This is a genomic window from Rhodoplanes sp. (assembly GCF_013377085.1).
Classification (GTDB): domain Bacteria; phylum Pseudomonadota; class Alphaproteobacteria; order Rhizobiales; family Xanthobacteraceae; genus Rhodoplanes.
Map to the genome: position 1 here is coordinate 46,434 of NZ_JACAAX010000028.1, position 23,358 is coordinate 69,791.

The 23,358-nt window shown below is 68.6% G+C and carries 22 protein-coding genes; 14 read left to right on the forward strand and 8 right to left on the reverse strand.

The window, feature by feature from the left end; genetic code table 11:
* Positions 1-2: 2 nt before the first annotated feature.
* Together HXX10_RS18775 and HXX10_RS18780 are read left to right on the forward strand one after the other, a co-directional pair.
* The gene (locus HXX10_RS18775) at positions 3-902 is read left to right on the forward strand and encodes a 3-hydroxyacyl-CoA dehydrogenase family protein (protein WP_296524334.1); all 900 of its coding nucleotides are present in this window, start codon (positions 3-5) and stop codon (positions 900-902) included.
* A 78-nt stretch (positions 903-980) separates the two neighbouring features.
* A complete protein-coding gene (locus HXX10_RS18780) occupies positions 981-1,931 on the forward strand; it encodes a 3-keto-5-aminohexanoate cleavage protein (protein WP_296524325.1) in 951 nt (316 codons plus the stop codon).
* 271 nt (positions 1,932-2,202) lie between these two features.
* Here HXX10_RS18780 and HXX10_RS18785 read toward each other — a convergent pair whose 3' ends face one another.
* Together HXX10_RS18785 and HXX10_RS18790 are read right to left on the reverse strand one after the other, a co-directional pair.
* Positions 2,203-2,865 (reverse strand): 3-oxoacid CoA-transferase subunit B, encoded by a 663-nt coding sequence (locus HXX10_RS18785; RefSeq protein ID WP_296524335.1) that lies wholly within the window; start codon positions 2,863-2,865, stop codon positions 2,203-2,205.
* Complete coding sequence (locus HXX10_RS18790) at positions 2,865-3,518, reverse strand: CoA transferase subunit A (protein WP_296524336.1); 654 nt, start codon at positions 3,516-3,518, stop codon at positions 2,865-2,867. The genes HXX10_RS18785 and HXX10_RS18790 overlap by 1 nt, the downstream gene beginning before the upstream one ends.
* A gap of 644 nt (positions 3,519-4,162) precedes the next feature.
* Here HXX10_RS18790 and HXX10_RS18795 point away from each other — a divergent pair.
* Both HXX10_RS18795 and HXX10_RS18800 read left to right on the forward strand, forming a co-directional pair.
* The gene (locus HXX10_RS18795) at positions 4,163-5,554 is read left to right on the forward strand and encodes a GntP family permease (RefSeq protein WP_296524337.1); all 1,392 of its coding nucleotides are present in this window, start codon (positions 4,163-4,165) and stop codon (positions 5,552-5,554) included.
* A gap of 258 nt (positions 5,555-5,812) precedes the next feature.
* Positions 5,813-6,595: a 3-hydroxybutyrate dehydrogenase gene (locus HXX10_RS18800; protein WP_296524338.1), complete on the forward strand. Its 783-nt coding sequence runs from the start codon at positions 5,813-5,815 to the stop codon at positions 6,593-6,595.
* Between the two features lie 84 nt (positions 6,596-6,679).
* Here HXX10_RS18800 and HXX10_RS18805 read toward each other — a convergent pair whose 3' ends face one another.
* The 4 genes from HXX10_RS18805 to HXX10_RS18820 form a co-directional block, all read right to left on the reverse strand.
* Entirely contained in the window at positions 6,680-7,225 is a 546-nt protein-coding gene (locus HXX10_RS18805; RefSeq protein ID WP_296524340.1) for a DUF1254 domain-containing protein, read from the reverse strand.
* On the reverse strand, positions 7,222-7,803 hold the full coding sequence (locus HXX10_RS18810; protein ID WP_296524341.1) for a DUF1214 domain-containing protein: 582 nt from the start codon (positions 7,801-7,803) through the stop codon (positions 7,222-7,224). The genes HXX10_RS18805 and HXX10_RS18810 overlap by 4 nt, the downstream gene beginning before the upstream one ends.
* 254 nt (positions 7,804-8,057) lie before the next feature.
* Positions 8,058-10,235 carry a transglycosylase domain-containing protein gene (locus HXX10_RS18815; RefSeq protein ID WP_296524378.1) on the reverse strand — a complete coding sequence of 726 codons (2,178 nt, stop codon included), beginning with the start codon at positions 10,233-10,235 and terminating at the stop codon, positions 8,058-8,060.
* A 649-nt stretch (positions 10,236-10,884) separates the two neighbouring features.
* Entirely contained in the window at positions 10,885-11,193 is a 309-nt protein-coding gene (locus HXX10_RS18820) for a hypothetical protein (protein ID WP_296524342.1), read from the reverse strand.
* A 307-nt stretch (positions 11,194-11,500) separates the two neighbouring features.
* Here HXX10_RS18820 and HXX10_RS18825 point away from each other — a divergent pair, with 307 nt between their 5' ends.
* The 6 genes from HXX10_RS18825 (at position 11,501) to HXX10_RS18850 (ending at position 16,130) form a co-directional block, all read left to right on the forward strand.
* The gene (locus HXX10_RS18825) at positions 11,501-12,061 is read left to right on the forward strand and encodes a hypothetical protein (RefSeq protein ID WP_296524343.1); all 561 of its coding nucleotides are present in this window, start codon (positions 11,501-11,503) and stop codon (positions 12,059-12,061) included.
* 265 nt (positions 12,062-12,326) lie between these two features.
* Complete coding sequence (locus tag HXX10_RS18830) at positions 12,327-12,737, forward strand: cupin domain-containing protein (RefSeq protein ID WP_296524344.1); 411 nt, start codon at positions 12,327-12,329, stop codon at positions 12,735-12,737.
* A 93-nt stretch (positions 12,738-12,830) separates the two neighbouring features.
* Positions 12,831-13,517, forward strand: coding sequence for a lectin (locus HXX10_RS18835; RefSeq protein WP_296524345.1), 687 nt, complete (start codon positions 12,831-12,833; stop codon positions 13,515-13,517).
* A gap of 276 nt (positions 13,518-13,793) precedes the next feature.
* Positions 13,794-15,443: a fumarate hydratase gene (locus HXX10_RS18840; RefSeq protein ID WP_296524346.1), complete on the forward strand. Its 1,650-nt coding sequence runs from the start codon at positions 13,794-13,796 to the stop codon at positions 15,441-15,443.
* A gap of 43 nt (positions 15,444-15,486) precedes the next feature.
* Positions 15,487-15,843, forward strand: coding sequence for a type II toxin-antitoxin system RelE/ParE family toxin (locus HXX10_RS18845; protein ID WP_296524348.1), 357 nt, complete (start codon positions 15,487-15,489; stop codon positions 15,841-15,843).
* Positions 15,840-16,130: a helix-turn-helix domain-containing protein gene (locus tag HXX10_RS18850; protein ID WP_296524350.1), complete on the forward strand. Its 291-nt coding sequence runs from the start codon at positions 15,840-15,842 to the stop codon at positions 16,128-16,130. Before HXX10_RS18845 ends, HXX10_RS18850 begins: the two co-directional genes overlap by 4 nt.
* Before the next feature lie 28 nt (positions 16,131-16,158).
* Here HXX10_RS18850 and HXX10_RS18855 read toward each other — a convergent pair whose 3' ends face one another.
* Positions 16,159-17,229: a DUF3616 domain-containing protein gene (locus tag HXX10_RS18855; protein ID WP_296524351.1), complete on the reverse strand. Its 1,071-nt coding sequence runs from the start codon at positions 17,227-17,229 to the stop codon at positions 16,159-16,161.
* Positions 17,230-17,456: 227 nt separating this feature from the next.
* On the opposite strand from HXX10_RS18855, the gene HXX10_RS18860 reads away from it, so the two are divergent.
* Positions 17,457-18,452, forward strand: a complete 996-nt coding sequence (locus HXX10_RS18860; RefSeq protein WP_296524352.1) for a tripartite tricarboxylate transporter substrate binding protein — start codon at positions 17,457-17,459, stop codon at positions 18,450-18,452.
* A 10-nt stretch (positions 18,453-18,462) separates the two neighbouring features.
* Here the strand turns inward: HXX10_RS18860 and HXX10_RS18865 are convergent, their stop codons facing one another.
* The gene (locus HXX10_RS18865) at positions 18,463-18,945 is read right to left on the reverse strand and encodes an OsmC family protein (protein WP_296524353.1); all 483 of its coding nucleotides are present in this window, start codon (positions 18,943-18,945) and stop codon (positions 18,463-18,465) included.
* A gap of 387 nt (positions 18,946-19,332) precedes the next feature.
* On the opposite strand from HXX10_RS18865, the gene HXX10_RS18870 reads away from it, so the two are divergent.
* The 3 genes from HXX10_RS18870 to HXX10_RS18880 all read left to right on the forward strand — a co-directional run bounded on the left by HXX10_RS18870 (position 19,333) and on the right by HXX10_RS18880 (position 23,354).
* Positions 19,333-20,304, forward strand: coding sequence for a tripartite tricarboxylate transporter substrate binding protein (locus HXX10_RS18870; protein ID WP_296524354.1), 972 nt, complete (start codon positions 19,333-19,335; stop codon positions 20,302-20,304).
* A gap of 125 nt (positions 20,305-20,429) precedes the next feature.
* Positions 20,430-20,975 (forward strand): sigma-70 family RNA polymerase sigma factor, encoded by a 546-nt coding sequence (locus HXX10_RS18875; protein ID WP_296524356.1) that lies wholly within the window; start codon positions 20,430-20,432, stop codon positions 20,973-20,975.
* Between the two features lie 333 nt (positions 20,976-21,308).
* The gene (locus HXX10_RS18880; RefSeq protein ID WP_296524357.1) at positions 21,309-23,354 is read left to right on the forward strand and encodes a methyl-accepting chemotaxis protein; all 2,046 of its coding nucleotides are present in this window, start codon (positions 21,309-21,311) and stop codon (positions 23,352-23,354) included.
* Positions 23,355-23,358: the final 4 nt, after the last annotated feature.

Below are 23,358 nucleotides of genomic sequence, written 5' to 3' on the forward strand. Positions count from 1 at the left end.
CCATGACCGAGACAGCGCGCATCGCCGTCATCGGCGCCGGCATGATGGGGCACGGCATCGCCCAGGTCTTTGCGCTCGCCGGGCACCAGGTGGCACTCACCGATGCCCACGCTCCGACGCTGGCGAGCGCGCTCTCCCGCGTCGAGGCCAATCTGATCGACCTCGGCGAGGATGTTTCCGCGGTGAAGCGGATCCGCACGGCGGAAAGCCTCGCCGACGCCGTGCGGGACGCCGACTACATCGTCGAAGCGGCGCCCGAGAACCTGGAGATCAAGCGCAAGCTGTTCGCCGACATCGAGGCGGCGGCGCGGCCCGACGCGATTCTCGCCAGCAACACCTCGGTGATCCCGATCACCGAGATCATGCGGAACCTGGCGCGGCGCGAGCGCGCCGTCGGGACGCACTGGTGGAATCCGCCGTTCCTGGTGCCGCTGGTCGAGGTCATCGGCACCGAATGGACGTCGCAGGTCACCATCGACGTCACGATGGCGTTGCATGCAAAGGCCGGGAAGACTCCGGTTCACGTCAAGAAGGACGTGCCCGGCTTCGTCGGCAATCGCCTGCAGCACGCGCTGTGGCGCGAGGCGGTGGCGCTGGTCGAGCACGGCATCTGCGACGCCGAGACGGTCGACACCGTGATCAAGGCGAGCTTCGGCCGACGGCTCGCGGTGCTCGGGCCGCTGGAGAACGCCGATCTGGTCGGCACCGACCTGACGCTGGCCATCCACCAGACCGTGCTGCCGGCGATCGAGAGCCGGCCGGGGCCGTCGCCTTATCTCGAGGCACTGGTCAAGGACGGCAAACTCGGCATGAAGTCGGGCGAAGGGTTCCGCCGCTGGACGCCGGAGCAGCAGGCCGCCTTGCGGGCCCGCGTCGTCGACCACCTCAAGAAGGCCCGCTGACCGAGCCCGCGGACTTTGTGCGCGCCGCCGCGTCGCCGGTCGACGCCGGCTCGCCGTACCGGACATCAGGAGAAGACAATGTCGAAGCTGATCATCACGGCGGCCGTGACGGGCTCGGTGCATGTGCCGAGCCTGTCGGCCTATCTGCCGGTGACGCCGGAGGAGATCGCGGCCGACGGCCTCGCGGCGGTGCGGGCCGGCGCCGCGCTGGTGCATGTGCATGCGCGCGACCCGAAGACCGGCAAGCCGAGCGCGGATCCCAAGCTCTACGAGGAGATCGTCAAGCGCATCAGCGCCGAGACCGACGCGCCGATCTGCATCACCACGGGCGGCTCGAAGGAGATGACGGTGGCCGAGCGGGCCCGCTCGGTGATGCTGCTCGAGCCCGAGCTCGCGTCCTTGAACACCGGATCCATGAACTTCGCCATCCACCCGCTCGCGGCCAAGATCAAGGAGCCCAAGTTCGACTGGGAGATCCCGTTCCTGCAGGCGACGGAGGACTGGATCTTCCCGAACACCTTCAAGACGCTGGGCGAGTTCGCCACCTTCATGGCCAAGGCCAGGACCAAGCCGGAGCTCGAGGTCTACGACGCCGGCATGCTGTCCAACGTGCAGTTCCTGCTGGGCACGGGCGTGCTGAAGGCGCCGATCCACATCCAGTTCGTGCTGGGAATCCTGGGCGGCATGCAGGCCAGCGTCGGCAACCTGGTGTTCCTCCACGAGTCGGCCTGCCGGATGATCGGCGAGGCGAACTTCACCTGGTCGCTGTCGGCGGCCGGCCGCGCCCAGCTTCCGATGATGGCCACCGCGATGGGCATGGGCGGCAATGTCCGGGTCGGCTTGGAGGACAACCTCTATCTGGCGCCGAAGCAGCTCGCCAAGTCGAGCGCCGAGCAGGTCGAGCGGATCGTGACCATCGCCAATGCGTTGAGCATCCCGGTGGCGACGCCGGCCGAAGCGCGACAAATCCTCGGCCTCAAGGGGGCCGACGCGGTCGGCTGGGCGAAGGCGAAGTCCGCGGCCGAGTGACGAGCCTTCGGGGCTCTCGGTCGTCGTCGTTCCGGACGCGCTGCTGCGGGCCCCGGAATGACGACGCCGAGGTGGTTACACGGCTGACTGACGCGAACGGAGGCACCCGGGCGCGTCGGTAAGAGAGGGTCGGGGCGGACGCGCGCCGGCCCTCTTCTGCTCTCCACGCCGGCGCGGCTCGAAACCGGAGCTGCACCTGAAACGCAAAAGCCGACGGGGAGGGGCCTCTCCGTCGGCTCTCGTCACCCGGTCTTTCGAACGGGCCGCGGCGTCAAGCCGCGACGCCCAGATCCATCTCCGGGACGTCGCCGTCGATCACCAGCTTGGCGCTGGTCGCGGCGACGATCTGGTCCACCGTGACGCCGGGCGCCCGCTCGCGCAGCACCAGTCCCTCGTCGGTCGGCTCGATCACGGCGAGGTCGGTGACGATCAGGCTGATGCGCCGGATCGACGTCAGCGGCAGCGTGCATTTCGGCACGATCTTCGGCGCACCCCTGGCGGTGTGGTTCATGGCGACGATCACGCGGCGCGCGCCGGTGACCAGATCCATGGCGCCGCCCATGCCCGGCACCATCTTGCCCGGCACGACCCAGTTGGCCAGCAGGCCTTCCTCGTCCACCTCGAGGGCGCCCAGCACGGTCGCATCGAGATGGCCGCCGCGGATCAGGCCGAACGAGTAGGCGCTGTCGATGGTGGCCGCGCCCGGGATCGCCGACACGGTGCCGCCGCCGGCATCGGTGAGGTCGGGGTCGTCCATGCCCTCCGGCGGCTTGGCGGCCAGCCCGACGATGCCGTTCTCCGACTCGAACAGGATGTTGTCGTGCTCGTCGATGAACTTGGCGACGCCGGTCGGCAGTCCGATCCCGAGATTGACCAGGCTGTTGGGCTTCAGCTCGCGGGCGACGCGGCGCTGGATGATCTCTTCGGGTTTCATCAGGCGGCCCTCTCGATGAGATAGTCGACGACGACGCCGGGCGTCTTCACCACGTCCGGGGGGATCATGCCGATGGGGAGGATCTCGCGCGCCTCGCAGATCACGGTGGCGCCGGCGAGCGCCATGATCGGATTGAAGTTGGTCGAGGTGAGCTGATACTGCAGATTGCCGCTGTAGTCGGCCTGGTCGGCGGCGATCAAGGCGAAGTCGGCCTTCAGCGGCTTGGCCAGCAGCCACAGCTCGCCGTCGATCTCGACCGTCTGTTGGCCGTCGGCCGCGATGGTCCCGAGGCCGGTCTTGGTCAGCACGCCGCCCAGCCCGTAGCCGCCGGCGCGGATGCGCTCGACCAGCGTGCCCTGCGGCACCAGCTCGACGTCGATCTCGCCGGAGATCATGCCCTTCTGGGTCTCGGGGTTGAGGCCGATGTGGGAGGCGATCAGCTTGGACACCGCGCCCGCCCGGATCAGCTTGCCGATGTCGACGCCCGGACGTGCGGTGTCGTTGGCGATGACGGTGAGATTGCGCTTTCCGGATTGAGCCAAGGCCTCGAGCAGGCGGTGGGGAGATCCCACGCCCATGAAGCCGCCGATCATGAGGCGCGCGCCATCGGGGATGAGCTTGACCGCGTCTTCCGGTTTCAGATGAGGTTTCATGAGGACACTCGTGGTTTGGTCGTTGACCGGGTGGGTCGGTCGATGACCGGGCGCCCGCGTCGAGGCGCGGTGCCGAGTCGGAAGCAGACGGCCGTTTTATGGGGCGGGTCCGCAATCGCCGCATCGGTAATACACCTATGTCGTAGAGCTACGTCGTGATCGTGAGCGGGCACGAGATTCGCTCGACCGCCGGAAGGCGGCAGCGGTGTCGACGGTCGTGATTTGATCGTCGCCACGCCGAGCGACACTCGGCTCTCGAATCAATTTTGTCACAAAACAGGAAAGTTGCTCGACAGCCGATTGCACCGCAACGACGTTTCGTGTAACGCTACCGTAAGCTGATTATTAGGCCAGAGGCAACCCGTGTGCATCGCGGCAACCCCTGCAGAACAAAAGCCAAGTCGTATTGGTGCTTAATAGGCCTAGTACTTAGCGAAGTGAGCTGTTTGATATAAGTCAACGCTGCTACACAGGGCCGCGCCTACAGGCGATCTCATGTCGCAATGCTCCTTCATTGAAAAAATACAAAACAGGGCACTGCGTCGAAAGTAAAAGTCATGCCAACGACAGTCGAGGCGCCATCCTGACCAAGTAAAACCTCCGAGAGCGCCGGAACGTCTCAAATACCTTGGGAGTGCCTGCCCATGAGTTTCGTAATCTGTCTCGCTGCGCTCGGCTTTCTGATGTTCGTGGCCTACCGCGGCTACAGCGTCATTCTCTTCGCGCCCATCGCTGCGATGGGCGCGGTGTTGCTCACCGATCCTTCTGCAGTTCCGCCGATCTTCACCGGACTGTTCATGGAGCGGATGGTCATCTTCGTGAAGCTGTACTTCCCGGTGTTCTTGCTCGGCGCCGTCTTCGGCAAGGTCATCGAGCTCTCCGGCTTCTCGAAGTCGATCGTCTCGGCCGTGATCGGCGTGGTGGGGCGCGAGCGGGCGATGCTGTCGATCGTCGCGGTGTGCTGCCTGCTGACCTATGGCGGCGTGTCGCTGTTCGTCGTTGTGTTTGCGGTCTATCCGTTCGCCGCCGAGATGTTCCGTCAAGGCAACATCCCGAAGCGGTTGATTCCCGGCACCATCGCGCTCGGCGCCTTCACGGCGACCATGGATTCGTTCCCCGGTACGCCGCAAATCCAGAACATCATCCCGACCACCTTCTTCAAGACCACCACCTGGGCGGCCCCGTGGCTCGGCACCATCGGTGGATTGTTCATCCTGACCGTCGGCCTGATCTATCTCGACTGGCGGCGGCGGGCTGCGGCGAATGCCGGCGAAGGCTACGGCACGGGCCACATCAACGAGCCGGAGCCGATCAGCAAGGAGGCCCTGCCGAACCCGATCCTCGCGCTGACGCCGCTGCTCCTCGTGCTGGTGGTCAACTTCATCTTCACGTCCCTGATCCCGAAATACTACGGTGCCACCAGCGAGGTTGCCCTGGTCGCCGGCACCAAGCCGATCGTCCAGCAGGTCTCGTCCGTGCTGGCGATCTGGGCCGTCGAAGGCGCGCTGGTGATCGGCATCCTGTTCGTGGTCGCGTTCGGCTGGAAGCAGGTGACGGCGAAGTTCGCCACCGGCAGCCAGCAGGCCATCGCCGGCTCGCTGCTCGCCTCGCTCAACACCGCGTCCGAATACGGCTTCGGCGCCGTCATCGCGGCGCTGCCGGGCTTCCTGGTGATCCGCGACGTCCTCACCGCGATCCCCAATCCGCTGGTCAACATCGCCGTCTCGGTGACGGTGCTGGCCGGCATCACCGGGTCGGCCTCGGGCGGCATGTCGATCGCGCTGGCCGCGATGGCGGATCAGTTCGTCGCCATGGCCAATGCGGCGCACATCCCGCTGGAGGTGCTGCACCGGGTCGCCTCGATGGCGTCGGGCGGCATGGACACGCTGCCGCACAACGGCGCCGTGATCACGCTGCTGAACGTCACGGGTCTCACCCATCGGCAGTCCTACAAGGACATCTTCGCCATCACGGTGATCAAGACCAGCAGTGTGTTCGTCGTGATCGCGCTGTACTATCTGACCGGCCTCGTCTGAGCCGGACCCGCCGTGCGGCTTCGGCCGCACGGCCTTGGGGTGCGTTCGGCGAGAGTGGAATCCGGTTTTGCGTCGAAACGCGCTCTGAATGCTCATGGAGCGGGCGTTTTCTTCACGCGAACTGGTGTCCACGTCGCTTGAAAACGCTCTCGTCGACGTCTCGGTCCCGGCGGCTCACGATAATGTGCCGCGGTGCGGTCCGGGACGCCGGCACGCGGCCCCGCCGCCTGCCGACAACACAAGACCAAGGAGAGTCCTATGTTGAAGGGTAAAGTCGCCGTCGTCACCGGCTCGACCAGCGGCATCGGGTTGGGCGTCGCCCGGGCGCTCGCTGCCAAAGGCGCCGACATCATGCTGAACGGTTTCGGCGACCCCGCCGAGATCGAGAAGATCAAGAGCGGCATCGCGGCCGAGTTCGGGGTGAAGACCGCCTACAATGGCGCCGACCTGTCGAAGCCGGCCGAGACCAAGGGGCTGATCGAGGCGGCGACCAAGGAGCTCGGCAAGGTCGACATCCTGGTCAACAATGCCGGCATCCAGGTGGTGTCGCCGATCCAGGACTTCCCGGACGACAAATGGGAGCTCGTGCTGGCGATCAACCTGTCGGCCGCCTTCTACGCCATCAAGGCGGTGGTGCCGCAGATGCAGGCCCGCAACTGGGGCCGCATCATCAACATCGCCTCGGTGCACGGCCTCGTCGCCTCGACCAACAAGGTCGCCTATGTGTCGGCCAAGCACGGCCTCGTCGGCCTCACCAAGGTGGTGGCGCTGGAGAATGCCGAGACCGGCGTCACCTGCAACGCGATCTGCCCCGGCTGGGTGCTGACGCCGCTGGTGCAGAAGCAGATCGACGCCTGGGCCGAGCGCGAGCACATCAGCAAGGAAGAGGCCGGCCGCAAGCTCCTCACCGAGAAGCAGCCGTCCAAGCAGTTCGTCACCCCGGCCCAGCTCGGCGAGCTCGCCGTGTTCATGTGCTCGGACGCCGCGTCCCAGCTCCGCGGCACCGCCATCAACATGGACGGCGGTTGGTACGCCCAATAAGGCGCCGACCTTCGATACCAAGAACATGCAGACGGCCGGGCTCGCCCGGCCGTCGTTTTTTTTATGTCGGGTGCGGGTGGGTCGTCAGCCCTGCGGCTGGCACTTGGCGGCCGAGACGGTGGCGTCGGCCATCGGCCGCAGGCCGGGCTCGGGGCTGAGCGCCCGCACCACGATCAGGCCGGTGGCTGTCGGCGATTCGACGATCAGCCGGTCGGCCGCGGTCACGTCCTCCTCGGGCGGCAGGGCGTCGCGCTGGGCTGTGGTCATCAGGTCTAGCTCGATCTGGCGGCGGCCGGCGGCGCGGTCGTTGATCGCGTAATAGGCGACGCCGGTGCGGGTGTAGAAGGTCACCGAGGTGTAGGCTTGGCTCACCGGCGCCGTCAGCTTGATGGCGCCGGTGCCGAGATCGTAACGGCAGACCGAGGCCGCGAAGGCCGGGTCCATGAATGGCATCGCCGCCTTCTCGGGGGTCGGCTCGGGCAGCAGCGTGAAGGTGTTGACGGGCGTCACCGGCTCGAGCCGCGTATAGGCGTCGCGGGTCGCCGCCTTGGGCAGCATCAGGATGGTGCCGAAATGCACGATGCCGCCGAGGATCACGCCGGCCAGCAGCCACAGGAGCCAGCGGATCATGAGCAGCCCTCCGGCACTGTGATGGAGGGCATCGGCGCCTCGCGCTCGGCCCGCGTCGCGATCCCGACCGGGGTGTCGTAGATGCGCAGCACCAGCATGTAGCGCTCGACGCCGCCGGTCGGCAGCCAGTTGCCGGGGCGTGCCCGCGGCGCCACCACGATCTCGAAGGTGCCGTCGGCCTTGCGCACCAGCTCCTGGCTGGTGAAGCCGTAGCGGCCGAGCGAGTTGGCGACCAGCGATCCGTCCGGCCGGTAGAGCGTCACCGTGAAGTAGCGCGCCTGCGGCGTGGTGCCGGCGACCCGCACCTCGCAATGTCCGTCGAGCGGGCGGCCGGCGTCGTCGCCGCGCGCAATGAAGGCGACGCCGTCGCCGAGGCCGACCGGCAGCAGGCCGTTGCGCGAGATCGAGGCGCGCGCATAGGGGTCGACATCGGCGCTGCCGGCGCGCGGATAGGCCGTCCAGGCGCCGAGCGTGACGGCGCCGAAGGCGACGCCGCGGCTCAGCGCGAGCCAAGTCGAGCCGAGCCCGATCGCCGCGGCCACCAAGAGGGACAGAAGGGCACCGATCAGCAGCCGCACGGACGTGTCCACATCTCGTTTTCACCCTCCCCTGGAGGGGGAGGGTCGGGCGTCCGCGCAGCGGACGAACGGGGTGGGGTGAAGCCGCAACCGCCGGCTTCGCCGATCACCCCCTCCCGACCGGCCTGTGGCCGGTCGACCTCCCCCCTCCAGGGGGGAGGTGAAAGGAAGTGACGCCGGGTGTTATCGCCGCGCGTCCCTCCGGGTCAAACGACAATTCAAGCTGCAGGGACACGAAAGAGCGCGGCGGACCTCTAATCCCGCCGCACCGCCGGCAGCACCTTGTCGGCTGCCGCGGTGGCGCCCGGGATCGCCGGTGCCGCTTCCGTCTGCGGGCCGAGCTTGGGCGCGGCCGCCGCGGCGGCACGCGTCGCCTCGTCCATCAGCCGCTCGATCCGCACCAGCGACTGCGCGCCCTTGCCGGTCAGCATGGCCGGGCGCGGCACGTCGTCCTTGCTCTCGGCCATGCGCGGGCCGGTCTGCGCCGGGTTCGGCGGCAGGCCCGGGATGTTCTTCAGCTCCACCCCCTGGTGGGCGTACTCCATGATGGTGTGCCACACCATGGCGGGCAACGCGCCGCCGGTCATGCGGTTGAGCGGGCTGTAGTCGTCGTTGCCGAACCACACGCCGCAGACGAAGTTGCCGGTGTAGCCGACGAACCAGGCGTCGCGATACGCATTGGTGGTGCCGGTCTTGCCGGCCGCCTTGATGCCGTTGAGGATGGCGCGGCGCGCCGTGCCCTCCTCGACGACCTTGTTCATCATGAAGGCCATGTCGGCGGCGACCTGCGGCGACATCACCTGGCGCGGCTGCGGGCCGTCCCGGTCGAACCGCCAGATGGTCTCGCCCATGCCGGTGCGCACCTCGAGAATGGCGTGCGCCCGCACGGCCTTGCCGGCGTTCGGGAAGGTCGCATAGGCGACCGTGTGCTCGAACACCCTGACCTCGGCTGCGCCGATCGGCAGCGACGGCGTGTCGGTCAGCGGCGTCGTCAGCCCCATCGCCCGGGCGAGCGCCACGACCTTGTTGCGGCCGGCGCGGTCGTTGCCGTTGCCGACCTTGCGGGTCAGCCAGACCGCGACGGTGTTGAGCGAGCGGGTCAGCGCCGAGGTCATCGACGTGGCGCCGGAGAAGCCGCCGGAATAGTTCTTCGGGCACCAGTTGCCGACGCAGATCGGGCCGTCGATCACCTGGGAGGTCGTCTTCAGGCCGGCGATCAGGGCGCTCGCATAGACATAGGGCTTGAACGATGAGCCGGGCTGGCGCAGCGCGTCGCTCGCCCGGTTGAACTGGCTCTCGCCGTAGTCGACGCCGCCGACGATCGCCCGGATGGCGCCGTCGAGGTCGGCCACCGCGGTCGCCGCCTGCTTGGCGTGGTAGTCGCGGCCGAACTGCTTGATCGCGTCCTCGATGGCGTTCTCGGCGGTCTGCTGCAGGCCGGGGTCGAGCGCGGTGCGGACCACGAAGGCCCGCTCGGTGACCGACCGGGGCAGCCTGTCGACCAGCTTGCGCATCTCGTCGAAGGCGAAGTCGAGATAGTAGTTGGGGGCGCTCTCGTCGCGCCGGTCGATGGTCTTGGCCGGGTTGCGGCGGGCGCCGAACACTTGGCCTTCGGTCATGAAGCCGGCATCGACCAGGTTGTCGAGCACCACGTTGGCGCGGGCGCGGGCCGCCGGCAGGTTGATGTGGGGCGCGAACTTGGTCGGCGCCTTGAACAGGCCGGCCAGCATGGCCGCCTCGGGCAGGCTGACGTCGCGGGCCGACTTGCCGAAATAGTACTGCGCTGCCGCGTCCACCCCGTAGGTGCCGCCGCCCATATAGGCGCGGTCGAGGTAGAGCTTGAGGATCTCGTTCTTGGTCAGGCGCGACTCCAGCCACATGGCCAGGAACGCCTCCTTGACCTTGCGCTCGATGGTGCGCTCGTTCGACAGGAACAGGTTCTTGGCGAGCTGCTGGGAGAGCGACGAGCCGCCCTGCACGACGCCGCCGGCCCGCGCATTGGTGACGACCGCCCGCATGGTGCCGGGGATGTCGATGCCGAAATGCTCGTAGAAGCGCCGGTCCTCGGTGGCGAGCACGGCCTTGATCAGGTGGTCCGGGAAATCCTCGAGCGGTACCGAGTCGTTGTGCTTGATGCCGCGCGAGCCGACCTCGTTGCCGTAGCGATCGAGGAAGACCACGGCGAGCTCGGATTTCTTCAGCCAGTCCTCGTCCGAGGTCTCCTGGAAGGCGGGGACCGCCAGCGCCAGCATCAGCATCAGGCCGACGAAGCCCAGCGTCAGCGCCTCCGAGGCCGGCTCGACCAGCAGCCAGCGCCGCCAGCCGCCGACATGGAAGCGGTCCATGAACACGACGAAGCGCTCGAATACCTCGCGGCTCGCCCGGAATCCCTTGAAGATTCCGAAGTCCAGCCGCGAATCGAGGTCGAGCATGAAGCGTCGGAAGCGCTCCGCGATGGACACGCGGCGGTGGCGGTCGGGGTTGTCCTCGTCCAAAGCCAGATCCCTCTCGCCCAGATCCTCGTCAGCGAACGCCTCGACGGCCGCACACGTGGCCGCGGTGCCGGACCTCGCCACTCGTCCGGACGCCGCCACCCGGTCCGGGACCGGGCCTCCTGGTCGGGACCCGCCGCCCGAGAGCTACGGCCGGCCCGGCGGTGCGGATTCCGGCCATACGCCACCGCGCCGAACAGAGCGGACCCTTCAGCACCGCGTCCGGTTTATCCGAGGAAACCGGCCCGGCCAATGGCGCACCGGTCACAAAGCGAAGTAATTATGGGGGGAGTATGGCCGGGCAGGGCGCTTGCATTCCCTCTCCCGGCTTGCGGGCGAGGGAATGCACACATCGCTTGCCAGGCCTGAGAGCGTCATGCGCGGGCTTGACCCGCGCATCCCTCGAGTTTCGCAAAAAACGCTTTGTTCGCAGGATGATGGATCGCCGGGTCAAGCCCGGCGATGACGACCGTGCGTCAGGCGCACTCTTTGCCGTACCACCAGATGCTCTCGACTAAACGAGATCCATGCATCCCGCAGCGCCCGCGGCGAGAGGTGAAAGGCGGCTCCGAGGATCGGTCTCCCCGCCTCAATACATCGTCCGTACCGGGCCGCCGTAGAGCATCCATTTCCGCGGGTCGTAGCCCTTCGGAAATTGGCAGCGGAACGCGACATAGTCGCCGTACCAGCGATGCACGCTCGTGATCCGGGCGGCCTTGTTGTACCGGGCGCAGTGGGTCGCGGCGATGTCGCGGTAAATGTGGGCGATTTCCGGCGACCAGGCGATGATGCCGCCGGTGTCGTTGCCCTCGAACGGGCGGGTGTCGATGACGCCGGCCGCTGCCGGCGCCGCCACGAACGGCAGCACCAGCAGGGCGGCGAGCAGGCCTTTGCGCATCGCTGACCTCGGGGTCGCGCGGCGGCGCCGCGCCTCGTGGAATCCGCCGGCACGATCCCACGCCGGCAGGGCCCGCGGCAACCGCCCAGGGGCGGATTCCGCCACTCTGTCGCCCACCGGCAACAGAAGCGCTGCTGGCGCGGCGGCTGAACGGTCCTCCCAAAATCGTGATCGGTGTGGCGCCCTTGTGAGGCAACTTTTTAGCGTTTTGCCGGTTTTCTAGCGCACGTCGGCCGAACCGTCTTCGGGCCCGCGCCGACCAACACGACAAAAGCCGTGCCTTCAACGTGTCGCTGGGAGCGATGTCATGAGTGTCCAAACGCTGCTGCGGCGGTTTGCCGTGCTGGCCGGTTTTCTTGTCGCGGCGGCTGCCGCGACCGTCGGCGGGCCCGCCGGGGCGCGTGAGAGCGACGCCTCCCCGAAGGCGTTCCTGTCCGGCATCTATCAATCCTATGTGGGCAATTCGACCCAGCGCGCGAAAGGCGTGGCGCTCGACTCGCCCGAGGCCGTGAAGCGCTACTTCTCGCATGGCCTCGCCTCGGTGATCCTCGAGGACGGTGTCGATGTCCGCCAGGCCGGCGCCGCCCTGGTGCTCGGCAGCGACCCCTTCGTCGGCCGCGAGAGCTGGGACATCGCCGACCTGTCGATCGACGTGAAGGACGCCGGGCCCGCCAAGGCGGTCGGCATCGTCAAGTTCTCGAATTTCGGCCAGCCCGAGACCGTGACGGTCGAGCTCCTCAAGGTCGGCGAGGCGTGGCGGGTGTCCGAGATCAAGTGGGGTCCGTTGACGCTGCGCGGCCTCTACAAGACCAAGTGGCAGGCCGCGGCCAAGGCGCAGGCCTCGCTCGAGCAGCCCCAGGTGAAGTGACGGCGTTGAGGCGACAGCCGACGCGCCGTTCCCGTCCCGTCCACGCCGCCCCGTGTCGTCAGCACCGGGGCGGTCTGCGTCTTGTCGGCAGGGCCGCGGCGCTCGGTCCGCTGGCTGCCCCCCTCACGCGTTCCCCCACGTGCACAACCGAGGCTTTGCGGCCGGTTCCGTTTCGCCGCAGGCGCGGCTGTCGGGCCGCTGCCGCCGGCCTATACTGACGTGACGGCCGCCGCCGGCCCGTCATGACCTTTTGGAGACGTCGTCCATGGACATTCAACCGTGCGGAAGCGTGCCGTCGAAGCGGGCTCCGGCCTCCTGGTTCACCGGGACGGTGTGGCAGGATCCGGTGGTCGAGGCGCCGGCGCCCGCCCGCATCCGCTCCGCCTGGGTGCGCTTCGAGCCTTCCGCCCGCACCGCCTGGCACACCCATCCGCTCGGCCAGACCCTGGTGATCGTCTCCGGCATCGGGCGGGTGCAGACCTGGGGCGGGCCGATCCGCGCCGTGCGGGCCGGCGACGTGGTGTGGATCCCGCCGGGCGAGAAGCACTGGCACGGTGCCGCGCCCGATGTGGCGATGGAGCATCTCGCCATGCACGAGGCGGGACCCGACGGCAAGCATGTCGACTGGATGGAGCATGTGACCGACGCGGACTACGGGGCTCCGCTCGGTGCCTGAGCGGCTCGCGCGAGCGCCGCGCCCGCGGCGCTCCGTTGTTGCCGCTGCTGTCTGCCCCGCCCACCAAGAAGGCTACCCACAGGGAGGACTGACATGATCCGTACGAGGTGTCTCGCCGCGACCGCGGCGTCGTTCGCATGCGCGGCCGTCATCGGCTTGGCCAGCGTCGGCCCGGCGGCGGCCCAGCAGGCCGGCATGACGTTCTTCGTCACCAGCCAGGGGCCCGGCAAGGGCGCCGATCTCGGCGGCCTCACGGGGGCCGACGCGCACTGCCAGGCGCTCGCCCAGGCCACCGGCGCCGGCGCCAAGACCTGGCGGGCCTATCTCTCGACCCAGGCCGAAGGGAGCACGCCCGCCGTCAACGCCCGCGACCGTATCGGCCGTGGGCCGTGGCAGAACGCCAAGGGCGTGGTGATCGCCAAGGACGTCGAGGATCTGCACGGCACCAACAATCTCACCAAGCAGACGGCGCTGAGCGAGAAGGGCGACGTGATCAACGGCCGCGGCGACACCCCGAACCGCCACGACGTCCTCACCGGCTCGCAGCCGGACGGACGCGCCTTCCCGCCCGGCGAGGACCGCACCTGCCGGAACTGGACGAGCGGTACGCAAGGGGCCGCCATGGTGGGCCATTCGGACCGCACCGGCCTCGACGAATTGCCGCCGGCGAAGTCGTGGAACTCCTCGCATCCCTCGCGCGGTCCCGGCGGCGGCTGCACCCAGGCCGACCTCAAGTCGACGGGCGGCGACGGGCTTTTGTACTGCTTCGCGACGAACTGAGGCAGGGAGAATTGGATCACGTCGTTCCGGGGCGGCGCGCAAGCGCCGAGCCCGGAACCCATATCCCCTGTGGTCGCCGTCATTTATTCAGGGCGTATGGATTCCGGGCTCGCGGGCCTTCGGCCCGCGCCCCGGAATGACTGGGCTGTGCACGGCCGGTCACGCAAAGCGGGGCCGTCCCTTCGGCATGCGGGCCATCCGCAGCCTCCTCTCCCCGGAACCCTGTAATCGTTCTATAAGCGGCGGTCCCCCGCGGAACGAGCCAGGACCCATGCCATGAACGCGCCCGCCGAAATTCTTCCGCCCTTCAAGCACACCTCGCTGTTCCCGACCGGGAAAGACGCCACGCCCTACCGCAAGATCACGGGCGAGGGCGTGCGGGTGGAGAAAGCCTTCGGACGCGAGTTCCTGGTGGTCGAGCCGAGCGCCCTGAAGGCGCTGGCCGAGGCCGCCTATGGCGACATCAGCCATCTGCTGCGGCCGGCCCATCTCAAGCAGCTCCGCGCCATCCTGGACGACCCCGAGGCGTCGGCAAACGACAAGTTCGTCGCCTTCGATTTTCTGAAGAACGCCAACATCGCGGCCGGCGGCGTGCTGCCGATGTGCCAGGACACCGGCACGGTGATCATCAGCGCCAAGAAGGGCCGGCGCGTGTGGACCGAGGGCGACGACGAGGCGGCGCTCGCCGAGGGGGCGCGCGACGCCTACCTCAAGAAGAACCTGCGCTACTCACAGCTCGCGCCGATCTCGATGTTCGAGGAGAGGAACACCCGGAACAACCTGCCGGCCCAGATCGAGATCGCGGCCGACACCCACGGCGACGAGCTCGCCTACAAGTTCCTGTTCATCGCCAAGGGCGGCGGCTCGGCCAACAAGTCGTACCTGTACCAAGGCACGCCGTCGATCCTCACCCACGACCGCATGGTCGCCTTCCTCAAGGACAAGATTCTGTCGCTCGGCACTGCGGCGTGCCCGCCTTATCACCTGGCGATCGTCATCGGCGGCACCTCGGCCGAGCTGACCATGAAGACGGTCAAGCTCGCGTCGGTCAAATATCTGGACGGGTTGCCGACCGAAGGCTCCGAGGACGGCCACGCGTTTCGCGACCTCAACATGGAGGCCGAGATTCTGAAGCTGACCCAGGACCTCGGCGTCGGCGCGCAGTTCGGCGGAAAGTACTTCTGCCACGACGTGCGGGTGATCCGGCTGCCGCGCCACGGCGCCTCGCTGCCGATCGGCATCGGCGTGTCGTGCTCGGCCGACCGGCAGGCGGTCGGCAAGATCACGCCCGACGGCGTGTTCCTGGAGGAGCTCGAGCACAACCCGGCCCAGTACCTGCCGGAGATCGACCTGCACAAGCTCGGTGGCAAGGTCGTCCATATCGACCTGAAGAAGCCCATGGCGGAGATCCTCGCCGAGCTGACCAAGCATCCGATCAGGACGCTGTGCAAGCTCTCCGGGCCGATGATCGTCGCCCGCGACCTCGCGCACGCCAAGCTGCGCGAGCGGCTCGAAAGCGGGCAGGGGCTGCCCGACTACGTCAAGAACCACCCGATCTATTACGCCGGCCCGGCCAAGACGCCGGAGGGCTACGCCTCGGGTGCCTTCGGCCCGACGACGGCCGGCCGCATGGACTCGTTCGTCGCCGACTTCCAGGCGGTCGGCGGCTCGCTGGTGACGGTCGCCAAGGGCAACCGCTCGCCGGTGGTGCGTGAGGCCTGCCAGAAATACGGCGGCTTCTACCTCGCCTCGATCGGCGGCGCCGCCGCGAACCTCGCCGAGTACTGCATCAAGAAGGTCGAGGTCTTGGAATATCCCGAGCTCGGCATGGAGGCGATCTGGCGCATCGAGGTCGAGGATTTCCCCGCCTTCATCGTCGTCGACGACAAGGGCAACGACTTCTTCAAGGAGCTGAATTTGGGGTAGGGGGGCTGCCCTTGACTGACTACGCCAATGGCGTACATATCCGATGACCACGCCGCTGCATGTCGTCGCCGAGATGCCGCAGTTCATCCGGGATGCGGACGCGGTCGGGTTGTCCGATGATGAGCGCCGGGCGATCGTCGACGTGATCGCCGCGAACCCCTTGCTGGGCGACGAGATCCGTGGGTCTGGCGGAGTTCGCAAGGTCCGATTTGCCGGGCGCGGCAAGGGAAAGAGTGGTGGCTATCGCGTAGTCACCACCTATTTCCGGTCGGACGCGCCGGTCTACTTGGTTGCGCTGCTGAGCAAGGGCGAGAGGGCGAACTTCACGGCGGCGGAGATCGCCGCCTTCAAGCAATGGACGTCGCAAATCGCGCGGTCGTGGCGTCGGAGGCGAACATGAGCAGGGCAGCGGATCGGATCGTGCGCGGGCTCCGCGAAGCGGCGGCGCATGCGCGCGGCGAAGACGTGCCTGGTATCAGGATCAACGTCCCGAACGCGATCGACGTGCACGCCATCCGCCGCAAGACCGGCCTCACGCAGGAAGCGTTCTCGTCACGCATCGGTGTTTCCACCGGGACGCTGCGAAACTGGGAGCAAGGCCGGCGGATGCCGGAAGGGCCGGCGCGTGTGTTGCTCGCGCTGCTGGCGCGAAATCCTCACATCGTCGAGGACATGCTGGCGGACTGATCTCGTCCCGCTTCACCGCTTCACCGCCTCACCGCCTCACCCTGTACTCCGTCGGAAAGCCGTTCTCGGCGCCGTCGTACAGGATCAGCAGGCGCAGCGGCTTGCCGGCCGCGTCGTGCAGCACCAGCACGGTCTCGGCCTTGGCGCCGGCGGGCAGGTTTTGCGGCGGCAGCAGGAGCCCGAGCGGCGTGAGGGTGCCGGTCTTGTCGGCCCAGTGCCAGAGGGCCGGCGTCACGGCCTGGTCGTTGACCGGGCCGGTGAGCAGGACGAGCCCGTCCTGTACGGCGGCGAGATCCCGGATGCCGGTCGTCGGCCCGAGCGGCAGCCGCGCCAGCTTCGGGTGCAGCGGCTTGTCGGGCGTGAATGCCGCGTCCGCGTCGACGCTGAGGATGAACGCCTGCCCGTCCACCGACGGCCCGCGGAATCCGAGATGCATGCGGCCGTCCTTGACCGCCAGCCCCTCGATGTTGACGCCGTTCTGGTCGAGCGGCTTGTCGAAGTACGGGCCGACGCCGTCGGCCTCGCGCATCGCCTCGCTCAGCCGGGTCGAGGCCGCCACCCCGACCACGTCGTCCTCCGACACGGCGAAGGAGGGCCGGCCGCGCTTGTCGGTCGGAAAGCGCAGCACGACGAAGCGCGCCGAGCCCTCTGCGTCGCCGAAGCGGGTGCGGCCATGCGAGCCGATCACGTAGAAGAAGCCGTCCGCGAAGGCGGCGCCTTCGGCGTCCGGGTCGCCCTTCACGTCCTTGGCGGTGAGGCGGATCAGCGCGCCGGGCCGCAGCGTCTTTTTTTCGATCGAGAAGAACTGCGCGTATTTCTTCTCGTCGTTGACGATCAGGCAGGAGGCGAAACGCGGCTTGGCCGGGGCGCAGGCGGCTCCCGAAAGGTTCATGCGGGCGCGGGTGCGCGGCGCCTCGTCCTTTGCCTTCTTGGCGAAATCGCCGTCGACCGACCAGGTCTGCCCCGGCGCGAGCGCCGGCGTCTCGGCTGCCGCCGCGGCGGCGAGCAGGGCGAGCGGCAGGACGACCAGGGCGGCCCATCGGCGCCGCAGCGGCGTTCGGCGCGACGGCGGGCTTTGCCACGGCAGGGTGATCGGCATGAAAAGTCCCTCTTGGTCGATCGCCTGACCTACCGCCGTGGCCACCCTGAACGCAACTTGAGATCGCCGCCCGTAAACCCGCACCGAAGTCGGCGCTAGGGATGGCCTAACAGGCAAAAAAACGCTTTGATGAGAAAAAGCGCCGCCGGCAGGCCCGGCGGGCCGGTGCCGTCGGCCGGGGATCGGCACCGCAGGCGGCGGCGCGTCCGTGCACCGAAGGACGTTCCATGCCGACCTTTCCGTTCGTCTCGCGCCGCCGTCTCGTCTGCGGGATGATCCCGCTCGCGGCTCTGCTGCTCGTCTCCGGCCTGCGCGCCGAGGACGCCTATCCGAACCGCCCCGTCACCCTGATCGTGCCGTTCGCCCCGGGCGGCTCGACCGACGTGATCGCCAGGGTGGTCGCCGAGGGCCTGCGCCAGGAGCTCGGCCAGCCCGTGCTGGTCGACAACCGCGGCGGCGCCGGCGGCACCATCGGCACCGCGGCCATCGTCAAGGCGACGCCCGACGGCTACGCGATCGGCATGGGCACGGCCTCGACGCTCGCCATCAACCCGGCCGCCTACAAGAACCTCGGCTACGACGTGCTCACCGGCCTTCTGCCGGTGTCCAACATCGCCGCTGTCCCCAACATCATGTCGATCAACGCGGCCGTGCCGGCGAACGACATGGCGGCCTTCATCAGGCTGGCGCGCTCGCAGCCCGGCAAACTCTCCTACGCGTCGGCCGGCATCGGCTCGGTCAGCCATCTGATGGGCGAGCAGTTCAAGGCGGCGACCGATGCCGACATCGTCCACGTGCCTTATCGCGGCATCGGCCCGGCGCTGAACGACGCGGTGGCCGGCCAGGTGCAGGTGCTGTTCGACAATCTGCCGTCGACGCTGCCGATGGTCGAGGCCGGCAAGCTGCGGGCGCTCGCCGTGTCGGGGCCGCAGCGCGTGGCGGCGCTGCCCGACGTGCCGACCTTCGCCGAGCTCGGCATGGACGAGCTGAACTGGATGGCGTTCTTCGGCCTCGTCGTGCCGGACAAGACGCCGGCTGCCGTGGTCGAGCGGCTCCATGCCGCGACCGTCAAGGCGCTCCGCCACGAGGACGTGCGCAGCCGACTGATCGCCCAGCAGGCCGTCATCGTCGGCAACACGCCGCAGGAGTTCGGCGCCGAGATCAAGCGCGATCTCGACCGCATGCGCCGCGCCGTCGCCGCCGCCAAGATCGAGCTGAACTGAGCGGGCGGGCTCAATTTTCGTCCATCCCGATGGTCGGTTCGCACGTCACCGGAAAGTTCACCGAGTTGGCGATGAAGCAGAGGCGGTGGGCCTCCTCGTGCAGCGCGCGGGCCCGGGCAGCGTCGCTCGTCGCCGTGATGGTGACGAGCGGGCGCAGCCGCACGCCGGTGAAGAACCCGCCGCGCGAAGAATCCTCCACCATGCTGCCTTCGGCGTCGTCGTCGTAGGCCGTGACGACGATGCCGGCCTCGGCGCACAGATGCAGGTACCAGAGCTTGTGGCAGGCGCTGAGCGAGGCGACCAGCAGGTCTTCCGGATTCCAGCGCGCCGCGTCGCCGCGAAACGCCGGGTCGGACGAGCCGGCGATCTCCGGCTTGTCGCCGGCGCGCATCACGAAGGATCTGTCGTAACCTTTGTAGCCGGCGGTGCCGCGGCCGGTGTTCCCGGTCCAGGTGACGTGAACGACATAAGTGTGGGTCTTCGTGCTCGTCATTCCGGCCTCCTCGGCTGCGGCATGTCTGGGGTCCGCGCGTCCATTCATTCGAAAACACGATACGTGCTCTCGGTCGCGCCGTCGCATCATGAGACAGTGAGACAGCTCGCCGAGCAGCGAAAGCCGGTCTTGTCGCGGCACGACATTGTTTCGACTTTTCGATCGATGATGTGCCCGTCATGTCGCACGATCTCGTCGGTCCCGCGTTTTGTCCGCGTTGACGGCGCAATGGGCGACTCCTAGCCTTTGGTCGAGATCCTCTCCGCCACTGCCGAATGCCTGAATGTCGACCGCGCGGCTCGCATGCCCGCGTGCGGCTGCGTCGCCGCATGATCGACGACTGCCTTCGGTCGCGGCGCGACCAACGACGTCATGGAGCCGGACGACATGTCGATCACTCGCCGAAGCTTCGTCGCCCTCGCGGCGACCGCACTCGCCACGCGTCCTGGTCTCGCGGCTGATTGGCCCGCCGGCCGGGCCATCACGGTCATCGTGCCCTATGCGGCGGGTGGCGGCGTCGACCAGATGGTCCGGGTCGTGCTGCCATATGTGCAGCGCCATCTGCCCGGCTCGAGCTTCGTGGTCGAGAACAAGCCCGGCGCCGCCGGACAGATCGGCGCGGACTACACGTTCAATGCAAGGCCGGACGGCTATACGCTCGGTGCCGCGACGTCGCCGACCCTGACGACCGTGGCGCTCGACCGCCCGGTGCGCTACCGCGTCGCCGACTTCGTCTACATCGCCAATGTGGTCGATGACCCCTGCGCCCTGTGGGTGGCGAAGGCGTCGCCCGTTGGCGACGCCGCCGATCTGTTCGAGCGCGCCACCAAGGCGCCCCGCACCATCAGCGTCGGCACCGCCGGCGTCGGCTCCGACGATCACGTGCTGCAGCTCGAGATCGAGCAGGCCAAGCCCGGACTGGAGTTCAACCACATTCCGTTCTCGGGCGGCGCCCCGGTCATCACGGCGCTGCTCGGCGGGCATCTCGACGTCGGCTCGGTCAACATCAGCGAGGCGATCGCGCATCACCGCGAGGGAACGCTGCGCTGTCTCGTCCAGGGCGGCGCCAAGCGCGATCCGGCGCTGCCGGACGTTCCGACCCTGAGAGAGGTCGGCATCGACGTGGTGGCGGGGGCGCAACGCGGCATTGTCGCGCCGCCCGGCCTTCCGAAGCCGATCGAGGACGCGCTGACGGCTGCCTTCGCCGCGGCCATCGCGGATCCGGCCTTCCTGGCCGACGCCCAGAAGGTTCAGCTTCCGGTCAGCGGCACCGTCGGCGACGCCTATCGCCGGTCGATGCTGGAGATCGACACGCGCCTGAAAGAGATGTGGGCCCGCAAGCCGTGGCGGGACCGGTAAGGGCGAACCCGACAAACGGATCCCGGGGAAGGCCGGCCGCCGGACAGGACGAGCATCGCGCCGTCGTGTAGGAAGGCGCGGGACGAAACGTCCGCGGCGGGCGCCCGAAGGATCTCGAACGGGTGATGAGGGACGACAGCGACTGGACCCGTCTGATGCGGCTGGCCATCGCGGGCGACGCGACGGCCTATGATCGCTGCCTGCGCGGGATGGCCGTCGTCCTGCGCAGCGGCGTGCGCCGCGCGCTGGCACGGGCCGGGCTCGGCGCCGCCGAGGCCGAGGACGTCGTCCAGGAGATTCTCCTCGCCGTCCACCTCAAGCGGCACACCTGGGACTCGGGCCGCCCGATCGGTCCGTGGCTGCAGGCGATCGCCCGCCACAAGACCATCGACGCCATCCGGCGCCGCGGCGGCCGCGGCGGCGTGCCGCTCGACGATATCGTCGACAGCCTGCCGGCACCTGCCGACGAGCCGGCTATCCGCGAGACCGAGCTCGCCCGCGCGCTCGATCGGCTGCCGCCCGGCGAACGCGCCGCCGTCACGGCGATCGCGGTGGACGGGGCGAGCTTCACCGAGGCCGCCGCCAAGCTCGGGACCAGCGAGGGGGCGCTGCGGGTGGCGCTGCATCGCGGCCTCGCCCGGCTGAGCCGCACGGCGCAGGATCGGACCTGATCGGCCGGGGACGAGGCGTCCGCGTCGACACGCCGGGCGGTACCGCTTTCGGCCGCCCGGCTCTTTGCCGGCCTCGACCCAGCGCCCCCGCCACGCTCCGGCCCGTCCGCCGATCGGCTCCTGCCGGACCGGGCGAAATCGGCCCGGCCCATCCCGCTCGGAACGTCCACGCGGAATCCTGAATCGTCATATTCGGATCAAGTCCAACCAAGTACTTACGCGTATTTTGACAATCAATTTACTGAACGCTCATGTTTCAAACCGTATCCTGCGCGTCCCACGGAGCCACAAGGGTTCGCACAGCCGCCCACCGCAGACCTCGGAAGGATCAGCATGTCGACCGCTTCGTTTGTGGCCGCGCCGCTCGGTGCGGCGGGTTCGGTTCCTTCCGCGGCGAGCCACCCGGCGACGAGCCGGCTGCGGTCGATCTCGACGCGCCTCGTCCTGGCGATCGCCGGCACCGGTGTCGCAGCGGCGCTGTTTCTCGGGGCCTTCTCGCTGATGCAGCAGGATCAGGCCAGCACCGAGTCGATGCGCCAGCAACTCGATCTCCAGTTCGGCAGCATCGTGTCCGCGCTCGAATACGAGGGCCGTACCGCCCAGGCGGTCGCCCGCGCGCTGGCAAACACGCCCGGCATCGCCGACGCGATGGAGCGCGAGGACCGCGACACCCTGCTGCGCCTCGGCAAGCCCATCTATGACAGCCTCCGGCCCGAGGGCCTGGTGTTCTTCAACTTCAACAAGCCGCCCGCCACCCTGGTGCTGCGCGTGCACGACCCCAAGACCTTCGGCGACGACGTCTCGGATCGCCGCAAGTCGCTGGTGAAGGCCAATACCGACCACGTGGCGATCGCGGGCGTCGAGGCGGCGCGCAACGGGCTCGGCCTTGCCGTCTTCGCGATGGTGCCGATCGTCAAGGACGGCCGGCACCTCGGCGTCACCGATGTCGGCAGCACCCTGACCCAGACCTTCGCCGACCGCATCAAGAAGCGGCTCGGCATCGACATCGCCATCCACCAGTTCGAAGGCAATGCGTTGAGCACGCTGTCGGCAACCTTCCCGGAGAAGACCACCGCGACGGCGGCGGAGCTTCGGGACGCGTTCGCCGGCGCCGTCATCGAGCGCCGGACCACACTCGGTGGTCGCTCCGTCGGGGTCCGCATCGGCCAGATCCGGAACTTCGCCGGCGAGCCGGTCGCAGCCGTCGAGCTGGTCAAGGACATGAGCGCGTTCGACGCGATCGCGCAGGCGGCCCGCCAGCGTATCGTGCTAGGCATCCTGGCCATCCTTGGCGCCTCGGTGGTGCTGGGCCTATTCGTCGCCCGCAGCCTGTCGCGCCCGATCGTCCAGCTCACCGGCGTGATGAACCGTCTCGCCGAGGGGGCAACCGACACGGTCGTGGTAGGCGCCGCCCGCAAGGACGAGCTTGGCCGCATGGCCGCGGCCGTGCAGGTCTTCAAGGACAACATGATCGATGCCGAGCGCCTGCGCGCCTCCCAGGAGGACCAGAAGCGCCAGGCCGAGGCGGAGCGCCGCGACGCCATCCTGGCGCTCGCCGACAAGTTCGAGAGCTCGGTCGGCCGGATCGTCGGCGGCGTCGCGCACCAGGCGGACGAGCTGCAGTCGACCGCGCGCGCCATGGCGGCGACCTCGGAGGAGACGGCGCACCAGTCGGCCACCGTCGCGACCGCGGCCGACGCGGCTTCGCACAATGTAGGTGCGGTGGCGACCGCGACCGAGGAGCTGTCGGCCTCTGTCGCCGAGATCTCGCGCCAGGTCGGCCAGTCGACCCGGATGATCGGCGATGCCGTCGCCCAGGCGAACGCCACCGACCAGCAGGTGCGCGGTCTCGCCGAGGCGGCGCAGAAGATCGGCGAGGTGGTCGGGCTGATCAACCAGATCGCCGGCCAGACCAACCTCTTGGCGCTCAATGCCACCATCGAGGCGGCGCGGGCCGGCGAGGCCGGTAGGGGCTTCGTCGTGGTGGCCCAGGAGGTCAAGGCGCTCGCCGCGCAGACCGGCAAGGCGACCGGGGAGATCGCCGCGCAGGTCGCCGCCATCCAGCAGGCGACCCAGGCCTCCGTGCTGGCCATCCAGGGCATCACGGCGCGCATCGTCCAGGTCAGCGAGACGGCGACCACCACGGCCGCGGCGGTCGAGGAGCAGGGCGCCGCCACCCGAGAGATCGCCCGCAACGTCAACGAGGTCGCCGACGGCACGGCCGCGGTCTCGGCCAACATCGCCGGCGTCGATGCGGCGGCGCGGCAGGCCGGCGAAACGGCCAGCCAGGTGCTCGCCTCGGCGACCCTGCTCGGCCGCGACAGCGACGCACTGCGCGCCCAGGTCGACCAGTTCCTGAGCGAGGTCCGCGCGGCCTGACGGG

Excerpts from the sequence above, each read along its gene's own strand:
- HXX10_RS18775 (WP_296524334.1), top strand. The coding sequence starts at position 3 with ATGACCGAGACAGCGCGCATCGCCGTCATCGGCGCCGGCATGATGGGG.
- HXX10_RS18780 (WP_296524325.1), top strand. The coding sequence starts at position 981 with ATGTCGAAGCTGATCATCACGGCGGCCGTGACGGGCTCGGTGCATGTG.
- HXX10_RS18785 (WP_296524335.1), bottom strand. The coding sequence starts at position 2,865 with ATGAAACCCGAAGAGATCATCCAGCGCCGCGTCGCCCGCGAGCTGAAG.
- HXX10_RS18790 (WP_296524336.1), bottom strand. The coding sequence starts at position 3,518 with ATGAAACCTCATCTGAAACCGGAAGACGCGGTCAAGCTCATCCCCGAT.
- HXX10_RS18795 (WP_296524337.1), top strand. The coding sequence starts at position 4,163 with ATGAGTTTCGTAATCTGTCTCGCTGCGCTCGGCTTTCTGATGTTCGTG.
- HXX10_RS18800 (WP_296524338.1), top strand. The coding sequence starts at position 5,813 with ATGTTGAAGGGTAAAGTCGCCGTCGTCACCGGCTCGACCAGCGGCATC.
- HXX10_RS18805 (WP_296524340.1), bottom strand. The coding sequence starts at position 7,225 with ATGATCCGCTGGCTCCTGTGGCTGCTGGCCGGCGTGATCCTCGGCGGC.
- HXX10_RS18815 (WP_296524378.1), bottom strand. The coding sequence starts at position 10,235 with ATGCTCGACCTCGATTCGCGGCTGGACTTCGGAATCTTCAAGGGATTC.
- HXX10_RS18820 (WP_296524342.1), bottom strand. The coding sequence starts at position 11,193 with ATGCGCAAAGGCCTGCTCGCCGCCCTGCTGGTGCTGCCGTTCGTGGCG.
- HXX10_RS18825 (WP_296524343.1), top strand. The coding sequence starts at position 11,501 with ATGAGTGTCCAAACGCTGCTGCGGCGGTTTGCCGTGCTGGCCGGTTTT.
- HXX10_RS18830 (WP_296524344.1), top strand. The coding sequence starts at position 12,327 with ATGGACATTCAACCGTGCGGAAGCGTGCCGTCGAAGCGGGCTCCGGCC.
- HXX10_RS18835 (WP_296524345.1), top strand. The coding sequence starts at position 12,831 with ATGATCCGTACGAGGTGTCTCGCCGCGACCGCGGCGTCGTTCGCATGC.
- HXX10_RS18840 (WP_296524346.1), top strand. The coding sequence starts at position 13,794 with ATGAACGCGCCCGCCGAAATTCTTCCGCCCTTCAAGCACACCTCGCTG.
- HXX10_RS18845 (WP_296524348.1), top strand. The coding sequence starts at position 15,487 with ATGACCACGCCGCTGCATGTCGTCGCCGAGATGCCGCAGTTCATCCGG.
- HXX10_RS18850 (WP_296524350.1), top strand. The coding sequence starts at position 15,840 with ATGAGCAGGGCAGCGGATCGGATCGTGCGCGGGCTCCGCGAAGCGGCG.
- HXX10_RS18855 (WP_296524351.1), bottom strand. The coding sequence starts at position 17,229 with ATGCCGATCACCCTGCCGTGGCAAAGCCCGCCGTCGCGCCGAACGCCG.
- HXX10_RS18860 (WP_296524352.1), top strand. The coding sequence starts at position 17,457 with ATGCCGACCTTTCCGTTCGTCTCGCGCCGCCGTCTCGTCTGCGGGATG.
- HXX10_RS18865 (WP_296524353.1), bottom strand. The coding sequence starts at position 18,945 with ATGACGAGCACGAAGACCCACACTTATGTCGTTCACGTCACCTGGACC.
- HXX10_RS18870 (WP_296524354.1), top strand. The coding sequence starts at position 19,333 with ATGTCGATCACTCGCCGAAGCTTCGTCGCCCTCGCGGCGACCGCACTC.
- HXX10_RS18875 (WP_296524356.1), top strand. The coding sequence starts at position 20,430 with ATGAGGGACGACAGCGACTGGACCCGTCTGATGCGGCTGGCCATCGCG.
- HXX10_RS18880 (WP_296524357.1), top strand. The coding sequence starts at position 21,309 with ATGTCGACCGCTTCGTTTGTGGCCGCGCCGCTCGGTGCGGCGGGTTCG.